Here is a 17,230-nt window from a genome sequence, read left to right as displayed (position 1 = left end):
GTGAGACATTATGTTTTTAGTCGACTCCCACTGCCATCTTGATGGTCTGGATTATCAAACCCTGCACAAAAACGTCGATGACGTACTGGCAAAAGCGGCCGCGCGCGATGTGAAATTTTGCCTGGCGGTCGCCACGACGCTACCTGGCTACCGCAGTATGCGCGAGCTGGTAGGAAGGCGTGACAACGTCGTCTTCTCCTGCGGCGTGCACCCGTTAAACCAGGATGAGCCCTACGAGGTGGAGACGCTGCGCACGCTGGCGGCGGAAGAGGGCGTCGTCGCGATGGGAGAGACCGGACTGGACTATTTTTATACCCCGGAAACCAAAGTCCAGCAGCAAACTTCGTTCCGTGACCATATCCGCATCGGCCGGGAGCTGAACAAGCCCGTGATCGTGCATACCCGCGACGCTCGCGCCGATACCCTGGCCATTTTACGCGAAGAAAAGGTGACGGATTGCGGAGGCGTACTACACTGTTTCACTGAGGACAGGGAGACGGCGGGTAAGCTGCTCGACATGGGGTTCTATATCTCGTTTTCCGGTATCGTCACTTTCCGTAACGCCGAGCAGCTGCGCGATGCGGCGCGCTATGTTCCGCTGGATCGTCTGCTGGTGGAGACCGATTCGCCATACCTGGCGCCGGTACCCCATCGCGGCAAAGAGAACCAGCCGGCGCTGGTGCGTGACGTTGCTGAATACATGGCGGTACTGAAGGGTGTGTCGCTGGAGCAACTGGCTCAGCAGACCACCGACAATTTTGCCACGCTGTTCCACATTGACCCCGCCCGCTTGCAACCTGCTTGATCTGCCTATTATTTTAAGGCTCGTAATTAATAGCCAAAGCGAGTAAAGTTCACCGCCACAAAAGTGGCGGTGAAGGTTTTTTGGCAACATCTGGATACAACTTATGTAAGCTGATGTAAATTTTTACCGGAAGGCTGATTGAAACGTGATAGCCGTCAAACAATCATCCCGTTAATTATTTTACTCTGTGTAATAAATAAAGGGCGCTTAGATGTCCTGTCCACGGCGCGGTTCTCCCCCCGGGCCAATGCGTGAAAACGTAAAAAAGTACCAAATACTCAGGAGCACTCTCAATTATGTTTAAGAATGCATTTGCTAACCTGCAGAAGGTCGGTAAATCGCTGATGCTGCCGGTATCCGTACTGCCTATCGCAGGTATCCTGCTGGGCGTCGGTTCCGCAAACTTCAGCTGGCTGCCAGCCGTGGTCTCCCACGTTATGGCAGAAGCAGGCGGTTCAGTTTTCGCCAACATGCCGCTGATCTTCGCTATCGGTGTGGCCCTCGGCTTCACCAATAACGACGGTGTATCCGCACTGGCTGCAGTGGTAGCTTACGGCATCATGGTGAAAACCATGGCGGTGGTTGCGCCGCTGGTGCTGCATTTACCTGCTGACGAGATTGCGGCAAAACACCTGGCTGATACCGGCGTGCTTGGCGGTATTATTTCCGGTGCTATCGCCGCGTACATGTTTAACCGCTTCTATCGCATTAAGCTGCCAGAATATCTCGGCTTCTTTGCGGGCAAGCGCTTTGTACCGATTATCTCTGGTCTGGCCGCTATCTTCACCGGCGTGATCCTCTCCTTCATTTGGCCGCCGATCGGTTCCGCGATCCAGACCTTCTCCCAGTGGGCTGCTTATCAGAACCCGGTGGTGGCGTTTGGTATCTACGGTTTCATCGAGCGTTGCCTGGTGCCGTTTGGTCTGCACCACATCTGGAACGTTCCTTTCCAGATGCAGATCGGCGAATACACCAACGCGGCTGGTCAGGTATTCCACGGCGATATCCCGCGCTACATGGCAGGCGACCCGACCGCGGGCAAACTGTCTGGCGGCTTCCTGTTCAAAATGTACGGTCTGCCGGCAGCGGCTATCGCGATTTGGCACTCTGCTAAACCGGAAAACCGCGCCAAAGTGGGCGGTATCATGATCTCCGCCGCGCTGACCTCGTTCCTGACCGGTATCACCGAGCCGATCGAGTTCTCGTTCATGTTCGTGGCGCCGATCCTGTACGTTATCCATGCCATCCTGGCGGGTCTGGCGTTCCCGATCTGTATCCTGCTGGGTATGCGTGACGGTACTTCGTTCTCTCACGGCCTGATCGACTTTATCGTGCTGTCCGGTAACAGCAGCAAGCTGTGGCTGTTCCCGATCGTCGGTATCTGCTATGCGATCGTGTACTACGTCATTTTCCGCGTGCTGATTAAAGCCCTGGATCTGAAAACACCGGGTCGTGAAGATACCACCGAAGAGAGCAAAGCTGGCGCAACCAGCGAGATGGCTCCGGCTCTGATCGCCGCTTTCGGCGGTAAAGAGAACATCACCAACCTCGACGCATGTATTACTCGTCTGCGTGTTAGCGTGGCGGATGTAGCGAAAGTTGACCAGGCTGGCCTGAAAAAACTGGGCGCCGCTGGCGTGGTAGTGGCAGGTTCTGGCGTACAGGCCATCTTCGGTACCAAGTCCGATAACCTGAAAACTGAAATGGATGAGTACATCCGTAACAGTTAAGACGTAGTATCGGGGAGACTAAGGCAGCCAACTGGCTGCCTTTTTTACGTGACAAGATCGGCCTTCCAGAGTCGATAACCCTGCTAACTGTCCGCCAAATGCTTATTCCCTCAGCAGCTAAGTCTATAGTTGAATAAGAAAAAGAGCTTTCAGGTTGAAAGAGAGGGAGGATGTCGCTCATACTCTTACCGGAACCTGTGCGTCTGCGTTTATCTGCAGAAGCAGGCCAGCGTACGGGATAAAACTAATAAGGAATCAGTCATGGCAGAAGAAACGATTTTCAGCAAAATCATTCGCCGGGAGATCCCGTCGGATATTGTTTATCAGGATGAGCTTGTGACCGCTTTTCGCGACATCTCCCCGCAGGCGCCCACCCACATTCTGATTGTCCCGAACGTTCTGATTCCTACCGTAAATGACGTCACCACCGAACATGAACTGGCCCTGGGCCGGATGATGACCGTCGCGGCGAAGATTGCCCGCGATGAAGGCCTCGCCGACGATGGCTACCGGTTGATCGTCAACTGCAACCGCCACGGCGGCCAGGAAGTTTACCATATCCATATGCATCTGCTGGGCGGTCGTCCGCTGGGTCCGATGCTGGCGCACAAAGGCTAACGCCATGCTAAGGACCCTTTTGGGCGCGTGTCTGGCGGCGGGGCTGCTGGCCGGATGTAGTTCACACCCGGAGATCCCGGTTTCTGACCAGCAGGCGCTGGTGATGGAGTCGAGCGTGCTGGCCGCCGGGATCAGCGCCAGCGAGCCTGTCGTCGTGGCGACGGAGATCCAGGCCACCGCCTCCTCTACGCTGTATAACGAGCGCCAACAGCCGGTCACCGTGCATTATCGTTTTTTCTGGTATGACGCCCGAGGGCTGGAGATGCACCCCCTGGAGGCGCCGCGCACCATCGTGGTCCCGGCTCGCTCCTCGGTGACGTTGTATGGCAGCGCCAATATCCTGGGGGCGCATAAGGCCCGCCTTTATCTTTATCTGTAAGGGGTAATTATAATGATGAAAATGTGTCGCTATGCGTTAATCACAGCACTGGCGATATTCCTCGCAGGCTGTGCGGGGCTGCGTGAGCAGCCCGCGCCGGTAGAAGAGGCCAAACCGCAGCCGCAGCAGCCTGCGCAGCCGCAGCCCACGGTGCCGACGGTACCGGCGGTGCCCTCCGTCCCGTCGCAGCCAGGACCGATTGAGCATCAGGATCAGCAGTCGGGTCAGCCGGCGCCGCGCGTGCGTCATTATGACTGGAACGGCGCGGTGCAGCCGATGGTGGGACAGATGCTGCAGGCGGGCGGGGTCAATGCCGGCAGTATTCTGCTGGTTGACAGCGTGAACAACCGCACCAACGGTTCGCTGAATGCCGGAGAAGCCACCACCGCGTTACGTAACGCGCTGGCGGGCAACGGCAAATTTACCCTTGTTTCACCGCAGCAGCTGGCGGTCGCCAAGCAGCAGCTGGGCCTGTCGCCGCAGGACAGCCTCGGCAGCCGCAGCAAAGCCATGGGCATCGCCCGCAACGTGGGCGCGCAGTATGTGCTTTATTCCAATGCCACTGGCAACGTCAACGCGCCCGAGCTAAAGATGCAGTTGATGCTGGTGCAAACCGGCGAGATTATCTGGTCAGGTAAAGGTGCGGTTCAGCAACAATAAGCTAACGCGCGACGAGCTCTTGTCGCGCTTCTTTCCCCACAATCATCCTGTCGCCTCGCTGAGCCAGACCGGCCTCAGCGGCTGCAGTGTGATTATCAGCGATGGCGACCAGCGACGAGTGCTGCGTCAGCCGCACGACCCGTCTGCCGCTGCCTGTTATTTTCGCCGTCAGTATCGTGCGCTGCGCCGGCTGCCTGCCAGGCTGGCGCCCAATCCTCTGTTTTACTCGCCCTGCTGGATGGTGGTGGAGTATTGCGCGGGTGAGGTGAAAAGCGAGTTACCTGACTGCCCGCAACTGTCTGGCTTATTGTATGATTTGCATCAGCAACCGCGGTTCGGCTGGCGTGTTAGTCTCGGGCCGCTGCTGGCGCAGTACTGGCAGAGGAGCGATCCGGCCCGGCGCACGCCGCGCTGGCTACGTTGGCATCAGCGGCTGTGCCGCCGGGGAGAGCCTCGTCCTCTGCGGCTGGCGCCGCTGCATATGGATGTCCATGCCGGCAATATTATCCACAGCGACGCCGGTCTGAAGCTGATTGACTGGGAATATGCCGGCGATGGCGATATCGCGCTGGAGCTGGCCGCCGTGTGGATCGCCCCGGACGAGCGCCGCCAGCTGGTGGCGGCATATGCCCGACGGGCGGCTATCGACGCGCAGCAGCTATGGCGGCAGGTGGCGCGCTGGCGTCCGTGGGTACTGCTGCTCATGGCGGGCTGGTATGAAATGCGCTGGCGGCAGAGCGGGGATCGGCAATTTATCATGCTGGCAGATGAAACATGGTGTCAGTTAGACAACGAACGCAAAGGATAAGAGAGGTCAGTGTGGGCCCAGTGATGTTGGATGTTGAAGGGTATGAACTGGATGCGGAAGAGCGAGAAATTCTGGCGCATCCATTGGTGGGAGGGTTGATCCTCTTCACCCGAAATTATCACGATCCGGCGCAGCTGCGGGAGCTGGTGCGCCAGATCCGCGAAGCCTCCCGTAACCATCTGGTGGTGGCGGTCGATCAGGAAGGGGGACGCGTTCAGCGTTTCCGCGAAGGCTTTACCCGTTTACCGGCGGCCCAGTCTTTCGCTGCGCTGCTGGGGATGGAAGAGGGGGGCAAACTGGCCGCCGAGGCCGGCTGGCTGATGGCCAGCGAAATGATCGCCATGGACATCGATATCAGCTTTGCGCCGGTGCTGGACGTCGGCCATATCAGCGCCGCAATCGGCGAACGTTCTTATCATGAAGATCCGCAGAAAGCGCTGACGATGGCGCGTCACGTCATTGACGGCATGCACGCCGCGGGCATGAAAACCACCGGCAAACACTTCCCGGGACACGGGGCGGTGACTGCCGATTCGCACAAAGAAACCCCGTTCGATCCGCGTCCGGCATCGGTTATCCGCGACCACGATATGGCGGTATTCAAAAGCCTTATCGCCGAGCAGCGTCTGGATGCCATTATGCCGGCGCATGTGATTTACCCGGAGCTCGACCCGCGTCCGGCGAGCGGTTCGGCCTATTGGCTGAAAACGGTGCTGCGCGGCGAGCTGGGCTTCGATGGGGTGATTTTCTCCGACGATCTGTCGATGGAAGGGGCGGCGATCATGGGCAGCTATGCCGAACGCGGCCAGGCATCGCTCGACGCCGGTTGCGATATGATACTCGTCTGCAATAATCGTAAGGGCGCGGTCAGTGTGCTGGATAACCTGTCGCCGATCAAAGCAGAGCGTGTTACGAAATTGTATCATAAAGGTTCCTTTTCCCGTCAGGAGTTAAGGGATTCAGCCCGTTGGAAAACGGTGAGTGCCCAGCTGGAGCAGCTTCATGCGCGCTGGCAAGAGGCGAAGTCCGCGTAACGCTCTGCGGGGCGTTGTTGTCTGGTGAGGATGCGATGATTATCTATTTACACGGTTTTGACTCGAACAGCCCCGGTAACCACGAGAAGGTGATGCAGTTGCAGTTTATTGACCCTGACGTGCGGTTGATAAGCTACAGCACGCGCCATCCCAAGCACGACATGCAGCATCTGCTGAAAGAGGTTGATAAAATGCTGCAGCTTACCGCCGATGACCGGCCGCTGATCTGCGGCGTTGGACTCGGCGGTTACTGGGCGGAGCGGATTGGTTTCCTGTGCGATATCCGTCAGGCGGTGTTCAATCCGAACCTGTTTCCGCATGAGAATATGGAAGGCAAAATCGACCGACCGGAAGAGTATGCTGACATCGCCACCAAATGCGTGACCAACTTCCGCGAAAAGAACCGCGATCGCTGCCTGGTGGTGCTTTCCCGACAGGACGAAGCGTTGGACAGCCAGCGTTCCGCCGACCTTCTGCACCACTATTATGAAATTATCTGGGATGAAGAGCAGACCCATAAGTTTAAAAACATTTCGCCGCACCTGCAGCGGCTGAAAGCGTTTAAAACCCTCGGTTAAGCCTTTTCCCCTGTCTCCAAACCCGCGCCGGGTTCACCGCGCGGGTTTTTTCATGTCTACACTTATTGGTTTCGCTGAAAAAATACGCGACAAAACTTGATGCACATCAATTTTGGTATGACCAATGCACCGTTCATGGTATTCTCGACAGTGCAGAATGGTTTCATTGACGTAACTTGTTGTTAAATAAAGGCTATTTTAATAACTTTTATTTAACAATTGGTTAATAATTTTAGGGGTACACATGACTACGCCATTGAAAAAAATCGTAATTGTGGGTGGCGGCGCAGGCGGACTGGAACTGGCAACTCAGCTGGGGAAAAAGTTAGGGCGCCATAAGAAAGCGAAAATCACCCTGGTGGACCGTAACCACAGCCATCTGTGGAAGCCGCTGCTGCACGAAGTGGCCACCGGTTCTCTGGATGAAGGTGTCGATGCGCTGAGCTATCTGGCCCATGCCCGCAACCACGGCTTCCAGTTCCAGCTGGGGTCGGTGGTCGATATCAATCGTGAAGGGAAGACCATCACCCTCGGCGAGCTGCGCAATGAAAAAGGCGAGCTGCTGGTGGCTGAGCGTAAACTGCCGTACGACACGCTGGTGATGGCGCTGGGCAGTACCTCGAATGACTTCAACACCCCTGGCGTTAAAGAGAATTGCATTTTCCTCGACAACCCGCACCAGGCGCGTCGTTTCCATCAGGAAATGCTCAACCTGTTCCTTAAATACTCCGCGAACCTCGGCGCTAACGGTAAAGTAAACATTGCCATCGTCGGCGGCGGCGCCACCGGCGTGGAACTCTCCGCTGAGTTGCATAATGCCGTGAAACAGCTGCACAGCTACGGCTACAAAGGGCTGACCAACGAAGCGCTGAACGTCACGCTGGTCGAAGCGGGCGAACGTATTCTGCCGGCGCTGCCGCCGCGCATTTCCGGGGCGGCGCATAATGAGCTGACCAAGCTGGGTGTACGGGTGCTGACGCAGACCATGGTCACCAGCGCCGATGCGGGCGGCCTGCACACCAAAGATGGCGAATATATTGAAGCGGATCTGATGGTCTGGGCGGCCGGGATCAAAGCGCCAGATTTCATGAAAGAGATCGGCGGCCTGGAAACCAACCGTATCAATCAGCTGGTGGTTGAGCCGACGTTGCAGACCACCCGCGACGCGGATATTTTCGCCATTGGCGACTGCGCCTCCTGCGCCCGTCCGGAGGGCGGCTTTGTGCCACCGCGTGCCCAGGCGGCGCACCAGATGGCTACCTGCGCGCTGAATAACATCCTCGCGCAGATGAAAGGTAAACCGCTGAAGGCGTATACCTATAAAGACCATGGCTCACTGGTGTCGCTATCCAACTACTCCACCGTCGGCAGCCTGATGGGCAACCTGATGCGCGGCTCGATGATGGTGGAAGGGCGCATTGCGCGCTTTGTGTACATCTCCCTGTACCGTATGCACCAGATCGCCCTGCACGGCTATTTCAAAACCGGCCTGATGATGCTGGTTGGGCGCATCAACCGCATCATTCGCCCGCGCCTCAAGCTGCATTAATCGCTGTTGCGACCCGGAGCGCGCCCTGGCGGCGCCTCCGGGCTCTTCTGCTGAACCGGCGGCAATCCCGCTCGGAATCCTCTGAATCCCTTTGATTTGCAGCGAATTCTCGCACTTTTCATCCGCTATCTGATTTGCGCCTTCCCGGGTCCGGTTGCAAAATTGTATCAACAGCAACAAAGGAGGATCTCCCGTGAATAAATCTATGTTGGCGGGTATAGGGATAGGCGTGGCTGCCGCGCTGGGCGTTGCAGCTGTCGCTGGTCTCAACGTGTTAGATCGCGGCCCGCAGTATGCGCAAGTGGTCTCCAGTACACCGATTAAAGAAACCGTGAAAACCCCGCGCCAGGAATGCCGCAATGTCACCGTGACCCATCGTCGTCCGGTACAGGATGAAAACCGCATCGCCGGTTCCGTGCTGGGCGCGGTGGCGGGCGGGGTGATTGGCCACCAGTTCGGCGGCGGTCACGGACGCAGCGTGGCGACGGTGGTGGGCGCGCTGGGCGGCGGCTATGCCGGTAACCAGATCCAGGGCGCGATGCAGGACAACGACACCTACACCACCACGCAGCAGCGCTGCAAAACGGTGTATGACAAATCCGACAAAATGCTGGGTTACGATGTGACCTATAAGATAGGCGATCAGCAGGGGAAAATCCGGATGGATCACGATCCTGGCAGCCAGATCCCGCTGGACAACAACGGCCAGCTGGTCCTGAACAACAAAATCTAAAAACAGATTTGTGTATTGATTAGCCCCTCAATCGCTCAGGCTGAGGGGCTTTTTTTATCAGAAGGTTAACGCGTAATTCAGACCGAAGGTGCGGCCGCGGCCCTTGTATTCATACAGCGACGAGCTGCCGTAGGTTGGGCTGTAGAGCAGCGGCGCGCGCTGGCCCCAGATGGTGATATAGTCTTCGTTAAGCAGGTTTTCGATACTGAAGGTCAGTTTTCCCACCGGCAGCGCGTAACTGCCGATAAAATCGACGGTGTTATAGCCTTCCAGCTTGTTGCCGGCGGCGTCGCTGAGGTCAAACACCTGCTGGCTCTGCACGCGCAGGCTCCACGGATCCGGCGCCCAGCCCACCCAGGCGGTGGCTTTGGACGGCGAGGCGAGGGTGACGTCCCACTTCTGCCAGCGGCCATCGGTCTGTACCTGTGATTTCAGCACGTTGAAGTTGCCGCCGACGCTCCAGTCGCTGTCCGGAATAAAGTAATCGACCGCACCCTCAACGCCGTAAATACGCCGTTTGTCGGACTGAACATCGATGGTCATATCGGTACGGTTGACGACGATGGTCTTATCCGAAGTCGAGTAATACGCCGCCAGCTGGGTGCGCAGGTTATCGCCGGTATAGCGCCATCCCAGCTCATACGAGTTAACTTTGATCCCCTGCAGCGGCGAGTCATCGACGTTGACGCTGGAGAGCAGCGGCAGATGACCATTGACCGCCGCGCCGTATTTCCCGATGCCATAGTATTTACCCGGATCCGGCAGCTCAACGCCCTGCGAGAAGTTAAACCAGGTCTGCTGACGCTCGGTCAGATGGGCCACGATCCCGGCGTTAAACAGGAAGTTGTCATAATCGGTTTTGCCGCCTTTGATGGCGTCGGCGGAGCGCGCTTTGCCGTTGGCGATATCCTGTTGCTGGGCGTAGCCGACAAAGTCGTCAACCCGGTTTTCGGTCCACTGGTAGCGTACTCCGCCGCTGAGGGTAAAGATATCGTTCAGATCATAGCTCGACTGCAGGAACGGCGCGACGTTGGAGATACTGTATCCCGGATAGCGGCCGGTGGTGTAGATCGATTCGTTGTGCAGCCCGCCGGACGCCAGCGATTGTTGCAGATCGAAGAACATCTGGTTGGCATTGAAGGTCTCATGATCGGCGTCGAGACCCCAGGTGAGATCCCATCCCGCCAGCGGCTGGCTGTTGAGGGTCAGCTTTGCCCCGTACTGATCGGTATCCTGCTGCGACGAGGAGAAGCTGCTGACCTGACCTTTGCTGAGCGTCGGGAATGGATAGAAGGTGAGGGACTCATCGCGATAGTACACCTGGCTCACCAGATTCTGGCCGAAGAAATCGGCATCGGAGTACTGGAGGCTGATCAGATGGCGCTCGGTGCCGGGGATACGATCGGAATTGAGCCCATCGGTGGTGTACGCTTTGCCGCCGCTGGTGACCGCGGACATATTTTTCCCGAGCCACAGGCCATAGTCATCATCGCCCTGGCTTTTATAGTACTGGGTGACCAGCTGCAGCTGGCGGTTATCGTCGATCTCGATCGTTCCCGTCCCCATGACGTCCAGACGATCAGAGTGCTGGAGCCCCGTTTGGGTGTTATCGAGGATCAGCGCATCGTTATTGCCGTCGTACCAACCGCCGAAACGCTGATAGGCTACCGATAAACGCCCGGACGCGTGGTCTGTCCCGCCGCTGACCGCCGCCGCGACACGCTCATCATGATCGTTGCTGTTTGCAAACCCGCTCTTGCTGCCCACCTCAAGATCGACCTGGCGATCCTGCTGCCCTTTTTTGGTGACGATGTTGATAAGTCCGCCGGTACTGCCGCCGCCGTACAGCGAGGTTGCCCCGGAGATCACTTCGACATGCTCGATGTTGAACGGGTCGATGGCGTCGAGCTGGCGGCTGTCGGTGCGTGAAGAGTTGAGCCGGACGCCGTCAATCAGCACGACGATGGCGCGCCCGCGCATGTTCATCCCATAGTTGGTGCGCCCCTGGCTGCTGACGTCGATGCCCGGGATCAGCTGCGCCAGCACGTCTTTGAACTCTTTTCCGCCCTGGACCTGCTGCTCAATTTCCTGGCCCTCAATGACCCAGGTGGTTTGGGCCATTTCGGCTACGGTGCGATGGGTGCGGTTCGCGCTAACGATGATGCTGTCTTCTTCAGACTGAGCCGCCAGCGCAGGCAGAGCGCTGGCCAGCAGCAGAGGGTGGAGCACCCAGAGGCGCTTTTTCATATCCATTCCTTTTATGAGCAAGTTGTTTTGTCGTTGTTATGGGCCGGCGTCGGGCCGGTATTCGTTACAATGCGAAACATCTGGAAAAACTCAAAAAAGGATTTTGCACATAATGAATATCGCAATCAATATCATTTGCGTTTATCTTGCGCGAGAAAAGGTAATAAAAATCAATCTATTTTGTGGGGATAAAGCGAAACGGCTGGCGGTTCCGGCGGTTGAACACCGCCGGAAGCGGGGCGCATCAGGACTCGAGGACCAGCGGCCAGAGACGGAGGGTGGTGTCAGTGATTTGCATCAGTTTGTCAAAATCGGCGCCTTCCCGTGCGCTGATGGACATCCCCTGCAGGACACAGTTGAGAAACTGCGCCAGCTGCCCCACGTCGCGGCCCGCGGGCAGTTCGCCCTGTGCTTGCCGCTGCTGCAGAAACTGGGTTAGCGCCTGCTCCTGCATCGCATGGCGGGATTTGATGGTATTGGCGATATCCGTCGAGGAGGCGGCCAGCGCGGCGGAGGTATTGATGATAAAGCAGCCGGCCGGTGTCTCTTTGCTGGTAAAACAGGTGGCGACCGCGGTGAAGTAGTCGCGCAACGCCCGATCGACGGATTTTCCCTCAGCAAACAGCACGGCTTCGTGCTTCGCGGCAAAGCGCGAAATGTAACGGTCCAATACTGCGCGGAACAGTCCTTCTTTATTCACAAATTCCGCATACAGGGTGGGGGCTTTTGCTCCTGTCGCCTCGACCAGATCGGCGAGCGAGGTCGCCTCATAGCCGTGCTGCCAGAAGAGTGTCATGGCTTTGTCCAGCGCCGCATCCCTGTCGAACACCTTCGGTCGGCCACGGCTTTTTTTGGCGCAACTTTGAACGTCAGTTGTCATGATGCCGTTGTACCTATGTTGGTTTGGTGAATCGTCATTATAAAAATAAACGATCACCGGGGCCAGCGCTGTTGGTTCAAAAATAAATAATTCATATGCGTATGAAAATTAAGCATTTTATAAATAGTTAAACGATCGTTATAAAAATGCGTTGACGTGTGACTTAGATCACATTAATATTTACCTATCGATCGTTAAGTTAATGCTTACGACCCTACTATAAAATTCATCTGCATAGGTATAATAATCATGAAAACCGTTAATACTCTGGCTATTGCCGCCGTTCTTAGCTCCCTCTCTTTCGCCAGCTTTGCCGCTGTTGAGGTGCAGTCCACCCCAGCCGGCCAGCATAAAGTGGGTACTATCTCAGCTTCCGCAGGGACTAACCTGGGTTCGCTGGAAGACCAGCTGGCGCAGAAAGCGGATGAGATGGGCGCCACCTCATACCGTATTACTTCGGTAACCGGTCCGAATACCCTTCACGGTACCGCGGTTATCTACAAGTAAACCCGATGCGTCGCTGCCCGGCCCCCTTCACCGGTCAGCGATGAGTAAAACCCTGTTGTACCCCTGTTTGACCCTTGCCAACAAAAAACCCGCCTTCAGGCGGGTTTTTTGTTTTCTGCGGTGTGAGGTTACAGCGACTGCGGGCCGGGGTCCGCATGACGGGTGACGTCAATGGGCATGCCCGAGCGGTAATTCATCGCGCGCTCCATCACTGTTCCGTCGGTCTGCGGCGCCTGTTTGAACGCCTTCATGGCCGCGTTAAGCGTAATAGGCAGGGTCTGCGGGTCGTCATCGATATGCTCAGACAGCGGCTGATGGACCTCAACCAGACGGCGACCGTCCGGCTCTACCGACGCCTTGATCGGCGTGTTGATAATATTCACCTTCGTGCCCGGCGAGATGGCGTTGTACAGCGCCTTGATATCGTTGTCGCGCAGACGAATACAGCCGGAGCTGACGCGCATACCGATGCCGAAATCGGCATTGGTGCCGTGCAGGAGATAGACTCCGCCATAGGCGGCGAGGCGGATGGCGTGATGTCCCATCGGGTTGTCAGGACCGGCAGGCACCACCGCCGGCAGCTCAATCCCCATCGCTTTGTAGCGCGCGCGAATGTTGGCGGTTGGCGTCCAGGTCGGATTGGCCCGCTTGTCGGACACGGTGGTAACCATTGTCGGTGTGATGGTGGTTCCGCCCAGCTGGCCGATGCCTATCGGGTAGACGGTCACTTCATTCTTGCCCGGCGGGTAATAGTAGAGGCGCAGTTCGGCAAGGTTAATCACCAGCCCTTCGCGCGGCGCATCGGGCAGCAGCGTCTGCAGGGGGATGGTCAGCACGCTGCCGGCGCGCGGAACGTAGGGGTCCACCCCGGGATTGGCCTGCAGCAGGGCCAGGAAGCCGACATTGTACTTTTTGGCAATCGCCTCCAGCGAACCGCCGTTATCCTGCACCACATGGAACTGATTCTGCCCCACCAGTCGGCTGCCCGGCGGGGGAAGGGGCCAGGTGTTAGCGCGCGCGGGCAGCGCCAGCGCAGCAACCAGCGCGACCAGCGCCAGCATCAAGGGGAAACGGATTCTCATTACCATAACTCCAAAATATATAAGTGGTTATTTTTATATGAAAAAGGAGATGAGATTATGGCGTGAGTCTGTGTGGGGAAATCCAGGCGGATTGCAAAATGTTTGTAAAGATTGCCAGATATGTGGAAAGGGGGATACGGCGTAACGGCCGTATCCCCCCGCGATCAGGCGACGGCGTTCTCTTCCAGCTGGCGCATGAACTGGCGAACCCAGTCCATCCGCGTCTTACGCTCCTCGAGATCCTGCATGAACTTCAGGCGCGTCGGCCCGTCCAGGCGGAAGTGCTGCGGCTGCTTCTGCAGCAGGCCAATTAACCACACCGGATTGACGTTGTTTTTCTCGTTAAATTCGATCACGCCGCCTTTTTCGTTACTTTCCAGTTTACGGATCCCCAGCTTCTGCGCCTGCTGACGTAGACGGGCGATATCCAGCAGGTTGCGGGCGGCGTCGGGCAGGCGACCAAAACGATCGATCAGCTCGACTTTGATCTCCTCCAGATCCTGTTCGTTTTTGGCGCTGGCAATGCGCTTATAGAACGACAGGCGGGTATTGACGTCGGGGATGAAATCGTCAGGCAGCAGGGAAGGCATGCGCAGTTCGACTTCGGTCTGCTGGCTGGTGAGATCCTCCAGCGACGGCTCGCGCCCGGCTTTCAGCGCATCCACCGCATTCTCCAGCAACTCCATATACAGGGAGAAGCCGATGGTCTCCATCTGACCGCTCTGATCTTCGCCCAGCAGTTCCCCGGCACCGCGGATCTCCAGATCGTGGGTGGCTAGCGCAAAGCCGGCGCCGAGATCTTCCAGCGAGGCAATGGCTTCGAGGCGCTTTTGCGCATCGGTGGTCATCGCCTTTGGATGCGGCGTCAGCAGCCAGGCATAGGCCTGGTGATGGGAGCGGCCAACGCGGCCGCGCAGCTGGTGCAGCTGGGCGAGGCCAAAATGGTCGGCGCGTTCGATGATGATGGTGTTGGCGGTGGGAATGTCGATCCCGGTTTCGATGATGGTGGTGCACACCAGCACATTGAAGCGCTGGTGATGGAAGTCATTCATCACCCGCTCCAGCTCACGCTCCCGCATCTGACCGTGGCCGATGGCGATCCGCGCCTCAGGCACCAGCTCCGCCAGTTTGTCGGCGGCTTTCTGGATGTTCTCGACGTCATTAAACAGGTAGTAAACCTGGCCGCCGCGCAGCGTTTCACGCAGGATCGCCTCGCGCACCACCAGCGCATCGTATTCGCGAACGAAGGTCTTTACCGCCAGGCGGCGCGCCGGCGGCGTGGCGATGATCGACAGATCCCGCATCCCGCTCATCGCCATGTTCAGCGTTCGCGGGATCGGCGTGGCGGTGAGGGTCAGGATATCGACATCGGCGCGCATCGCTTTGATGCGCTCTTTATGCCGCACGCCAAACCGGTGCTCTTCGTCGACGATCAGCAGCCCCAGATCGCGCAGCTTCACCTCGCTTTGCAGCAGCTTGTGGGTGCCGATCAAGATGTCGATTTTGCCTTCCGCGGCCTGCTCGAGGATCTGCGCCTGCTCCTTAGCGCTGCGGAAACGGGAGAGCATTTCGATGCGTACCGGCCAGTTGGCGAAACGATCGCGGAAGTTGTCATAGTGCTGCTGAGCCAGCAGGGTGGTCGGCACCAGTACCGCCACCTGTTTGTGGTTCTCCACGGCGAGGAAGGCGGCGCGCATGGCCACTTCAGTTTTGCCGAAGCCCACATCGCCACACACCAGGCGGTCCATGGCCAGCGGCTGGCACATATCGCTGAGGACGGCGTTGATCGCCTGCGCCTGATCCGGCGTGGTTTCAAATGGGAAACCGTCGCAGAACAGCTGATACTGTTCGCGGTCGTGTTTAAAGGCAAACCCGGCTTTCGCTGCGCGCTGGGCGTAGATATCCAGCAATTCGGCCGCGACGTCGCGTACCTTCTCGGCCGCTTTTTGCCGCGCCCGGGTCCAGGCATCGCCGCCCAGCTTGTGCAGGGGCGCGTTCTCTTCCGCTCCGCCGGCGTAGCGGCTAATAAGATGCAGGGAGGAGACCGGAACGTATAATTTGGCATCGTTAGCGTAGGTCAGCATCAGGTATTCGCCGGTGATGCCGCCCGCCTCCAGGGTAGTCATGCCTGCGTAGCGGCCCACGCCGTGTTCCAGGTGAACGACCGGCTGGCCGATATGCAGTTCGGCAAGGTTGCGAATGAGTGTGTCAGGGTTAATGGTGCGACGGGAATCCTGACGACGGCGCGCGACGCGCTCGCCGAGCAGGTCGCTCTCGCAAATCAGCGCCAGGCCGCGCTGGCTGTCGATAAACCCGTGCTCGGCGGCGCCAATCATCAGATAGCGGCCGTTGCCGGTGGCTTCCTCCAGACGCAGCACGTGTTTTGGCGCAACTTTAATCCGCGCCAGCATTTCGCTCAGCGCTTCACGGCGACCCTCGCTTTCCACCGAGAAGATCACCGGGCCGGTAAACGCTTCGAGGAAGCGGCGCAGATTATCCAGCGGCGCTTTGTTTTGCGCCTGGACGGCGATGTCCGGCAGCGTCTGGTAGCCCAGATTGGTATTTGCCGCTTTGTCCGCCAGGCGCTCGGTTTTCAGCTGTACGCGCGGCCACTTTTTCAGTTCGCTAAACAGCTCATCGCTGCGCAGCCACAGCAGTTCCGGCGGCAGGAGCGGGCGCATCGGATCGACGCCGCGGTTTTCAAAACGGGCGCGGGCTTCATTCTGGAAACGCTCCGCGCTGGTCTCGAGATCGCCGGTGTTGACGATCAGCGTGCTGGACGGGAAATAGCTGAATAACGGCGGCAGCGGCTCGCTGAAGAACAGCGGCTGCCAGTATTCGATACCGGCAGGCAGCGTCCCTTTACTGACCTGCTGATAGATATGCTCGGCATCGCGTTTCACTTCAAAGCGGTCGCGCCACTGGCTGCGGAACAGCTCGATGGCGGTCTGGTCGGTGGGGAATTCGTGCGCCGGGAGCAGGTTAATGGCCGCCACTTCCTCCAGCGTGCGCTGGCTGTCGACGTCGAACAGGCGCAGGCTGTCGATTTCATCGTCAAAGAAATCGAGGCGGTAGGGCTGGTCGCTGCCCATCGGGAACAGATCGAGCAGCGCGCCGCGGGTAGCATATTCGCCATGCTCCATCACCTGATCGACATGGCGGTAGCCGGCCCCCTCGAGCTGATCGCGCAGCGCATCGCGCGACAGGCGCTGACCCTTTTTCATCACCAGCGCGTGGCCGTGAAGGAAGCTGTGCGGACAGACGCGCTGCATCAGCGTGCTGACCGGGACGATCAGCACCCCGCGCTGCATGGTGGGTAACTGGTAAAGGGTGGCAAGACGGGAGGAGATGATGTCCTGATGCGGTGAGAAGCTGTCATAAGGGAGCGTCTCCCAGTCCGCCAGCCCCATCACCATGCTGTCGGTGAACTGCCTGATCTCGTCGTTCAGACGCAGCGCGTTTTGCATGTCAGGCGCCACCAGCACCACCGGGCCCTTGTGGCGTTCGGCCATCTCCGCCACCAGGGTGGCGCAGGCTGCGCCGGTCAACTCGCCAAGCTGGCGCTGGTCACCGGCTTTCACCGGCAATGAGTATCGATATTGTTCAGGCATAGACGGTTT

At 58.0% G+C, this 17,230-nt stretch carries 16 protein-coding genes and 1 pseudogene; 12 read left to right on the top strand and 5 right to left on the bottom strand.

All coding sequences use genetic code 11. From position 1 onward, the window contains the following. Nucleotides 1-10: 10 nt before the first annotated feature. The 10 genes from GT756_RS02960 to GT756_RS02915 all read left to right on the top strand — a co-directional run bounded on the left by GT756_RS02960 (nucleotide 11) and on the right by GT756_RS02915 (nucleotide 8,894). The gene (locus tag GT756_RS02960; protein ID WP_004204569.1) at nucleotides 11-805 is read left to right on the top strand and encodes a metal-dependent hydrolase; all 795 of its coding nucleotides are present in this window, start codon (nucleotides 11-13) and stop codon (nucleotides 803-805) included. A 296-nt stretch (nucleotides 806-1,101) separates the two neighbouring features. Continuing rightward, nucleotides 1,102-2,535, top strand: coding sequence for a PTS glucose transporter subunit IIBC (gene ptsG / locus GT756_RS02955; protein WP_004204570.1), 1,434 nt, complete (start codon nucleotides 1,102-1,104; stop codon nucleotides 2,533-2,535). Nucleotides 2,536-2,796: 261 nt separating this feature from the next. Further along, entirely contained in the window at nucleotides 2,797-3,153 is a 357-nt protein-coding gene (gene hinT, locus GT756_RS02950; protein ID WP_004204571.1) for a purine nucleoside phosphoramidase, read from the top strand. A gap of 4 nt (nucleotides 3,154-3,157) precedes the next feature. Further along, nucleotides 3,158-3,532, top strand: a complete 375-nt coding sequence (locus GT756_RS02945) for a YcfL family protein (RefSeq protein WP_004204572.1) — start codon at nucleotides 3,158-3,160, stop codon at nucleotides 3,530-3,532. A gap of 21 nt (nucleotides 3,533-3,553) precedes the next feature. After that, entirely contained in the window at nucleotides 3,554-4,192 is a 639-nt protein-coding gene (lpoB, locus tag GT756_RS02940) for a penicillin-binding protein activator LpoB (RefSeq protein ID WP_072096711.1), read from the top strand. Continuing rightward, nucleotides 4,173-5,000: a thiamine kinase gene (gene thiK, locus GT756_RS02935; RefSeq protein WP_160124550.1), complete on the top strand. Its 828-nt coding sequence runs from the start codon at nucleotides 4,173-4,175 to the stop codon at nucleotides 4,998-5,000. Before lpoB ends, thiK begins: the two co-directional genes overlap by 20 nt. 23 nt (nucleotides 5,001-5,023) lie before the next feature. Then, nucleotides 5,024-6,034 carry a beta-N-acetylhexosaminidase gene (nagZ, locus tag GT756_RS02930; protein WP_072140424.1) on the top strand — a complete coding sequence of 337 codons (1,011 nt, stop codon included), beginning with the start codon at nucleotides 5,024-5,026 and terminating at the stop codon, nucleotides 6,032-6,034. A gap of 35 nt (nucleotides 6,035-6,069) precedes the next feature. Next, nucleotides 6,070-6,612, top strand: coding sequence for an alpha/beta hydrolase YcfP (ycfP, locus tag GT756_RS02925; RefSeq protein ID WP_002900775.1), 543 nt, complete (start codon nucleotides 6,070-6,072; stop codon nucleotides 6,610-6,612). A gap of 244 nt (nucleotides 6,613-6,856) precedes the next feature. Beyond that, the gene (locus tag GT756_RS02920; protein WP_008805997.1) at nucleotides 6,857-8,161 is read left to right on the top strand and encodes an NAD(P)/FAD-dependent oxidoreductase; all 1,305 of its coding nucleotides are present in this window, start codon (nucleotides 6,857-6,859) and stop codon (nucleotides 8,159-8,161) included. Between the two features lie 193 nt (nucleotides 8,162-8,354). Further along, the gene (locus GT756_RS02915) at nucleotides 8,355-8,894 is read left to right on the top strand and encodes a glycine zipper 2TM domain-containing protein (protein WP_002900781.1); all 540 of its coding nucleotides are present in this window, start codon (nucleotides 8,355-8,357) and stop codon (nucleotides 8,892-8,894) included. Between the two features lie 57 nt (nucleotides 8,895-8,951). Here the strand turns inward: GT756_RS02915 and GT756_RS02910 are convergent, their stop codons facing one another. Beyond that, nucleotides 8,952-11,141, bottom strand: a complete 2,190-nt coding sequence (locus GT756_RS02910) for a TonB-dependent siderophore receptor (RefSeq protein WP_043519501.1) — start codon at nucleotides 11,139-11,141, stop codon at nucleotides 8,952-8,954. 69 nt (nucleotides 11,142-11,210) lie between these two features. On the opposite strand from GT756_RS02910, the gene GT756_RS25745 reads away from it, so the two are divergent. After that, nucleotides 11,211-11,333 (top strand): hypothetical protein, encoded by a 123-nt coding sequence (locus GT756_RS25745; protein ID WP_004140642.1) that lies wholly within the window; start codon nucleotides 11,211-11,213, stop codon nucleotides 11,331-11,333. 52 nt (nucleotides 11,334-11,385) lie between these two features. Here the strand turns inward: GT756_RS25745 and GT756_RS02905 are convergent, their stop codons facing one another. Continuing rightward, nucleotides 11,386-12,021, bottom strand: a complete 636-nt coding sequence (locus GT756_RS02905; RefSeq protein WP_004204579.1) for a TetR/AcrR family transcriptional regulator — start codon at nucleotides 12,019-12,021, stop codon at nucleotides 11,386-11,388. A 56-nt stretch (nucleotides 12,022-12,077) separates the two neighbouring features. Then, nucleotides 12,078-12,146 (bottom strand): annotated as a pseudogene (locus GT756_RS26100) (hypothetical protein); the annotation flags it as partial. Between the two features lie 124 nt (nucleotides 12,147-12,270). Here GT756_RS26100 and bhsA point away from each other — a divergent pair. Further along, on the top strand, nucleotides 12,271-12,528 hold the full coding sequence (gene bhsA / locus GT756_RS02900; protein WP_002900788.1) for a multiple stress resistance protein BhsA: 258 nt from the start codon (nucleotides 12,271-12,273) through the stop codon (nucleotides 12,526-12,528). Nucleotides 12,529-12,656: 128 nt separating this feature from the next. Here bhsA and GT756_RS02895 read toward each other — a convergent pair whose 3' ends face one another. Both GT756_RS02895 and mfd read right to left on the bottom strand, forming a co-directional pair. After that, a complete protein-coding gene (locus GT756_RS02895) occupies nucleotides 12,657-13,610 on the bottom strand; it encodes a L,D-transpeptidase family protein (RefSeq protein WP_017898955.1) in 954 nt (317 codons plus the stop codon). A gap of 164 nt (nucleotides 13,611-13,774) precedes the next feature. Further along, complete coding sequence (gene mfd, locus GT756_RS02890) at nucleotides 13,775-17,221, bottom strand: transcription-repair coupling factor (RefSeq protein WP_043519500.1); 3,447 nt, start codon at nucleotides 17,219-17,221, stop codon at nucleotides 13,775-13,777. Nucleotides 17,222-17,230 lie beyond the last annotated feature (9 nt).

Source organism: Klebsiella sp. Q2 (assembly GCF_009900705.1).
Classification (GTDB): Bacteria; Pseudomonadota; Gammaproteobacteria; order Enterobacterales; family Enterobacteriaceae; genus Klebsiella; species Klebsiella quasipneumoniae.
The sequence above is the reverse complement of the archived record's forward strand: the minus strand, read 5'-3'. Positions and strand labels throughout refer to the sequence as shown.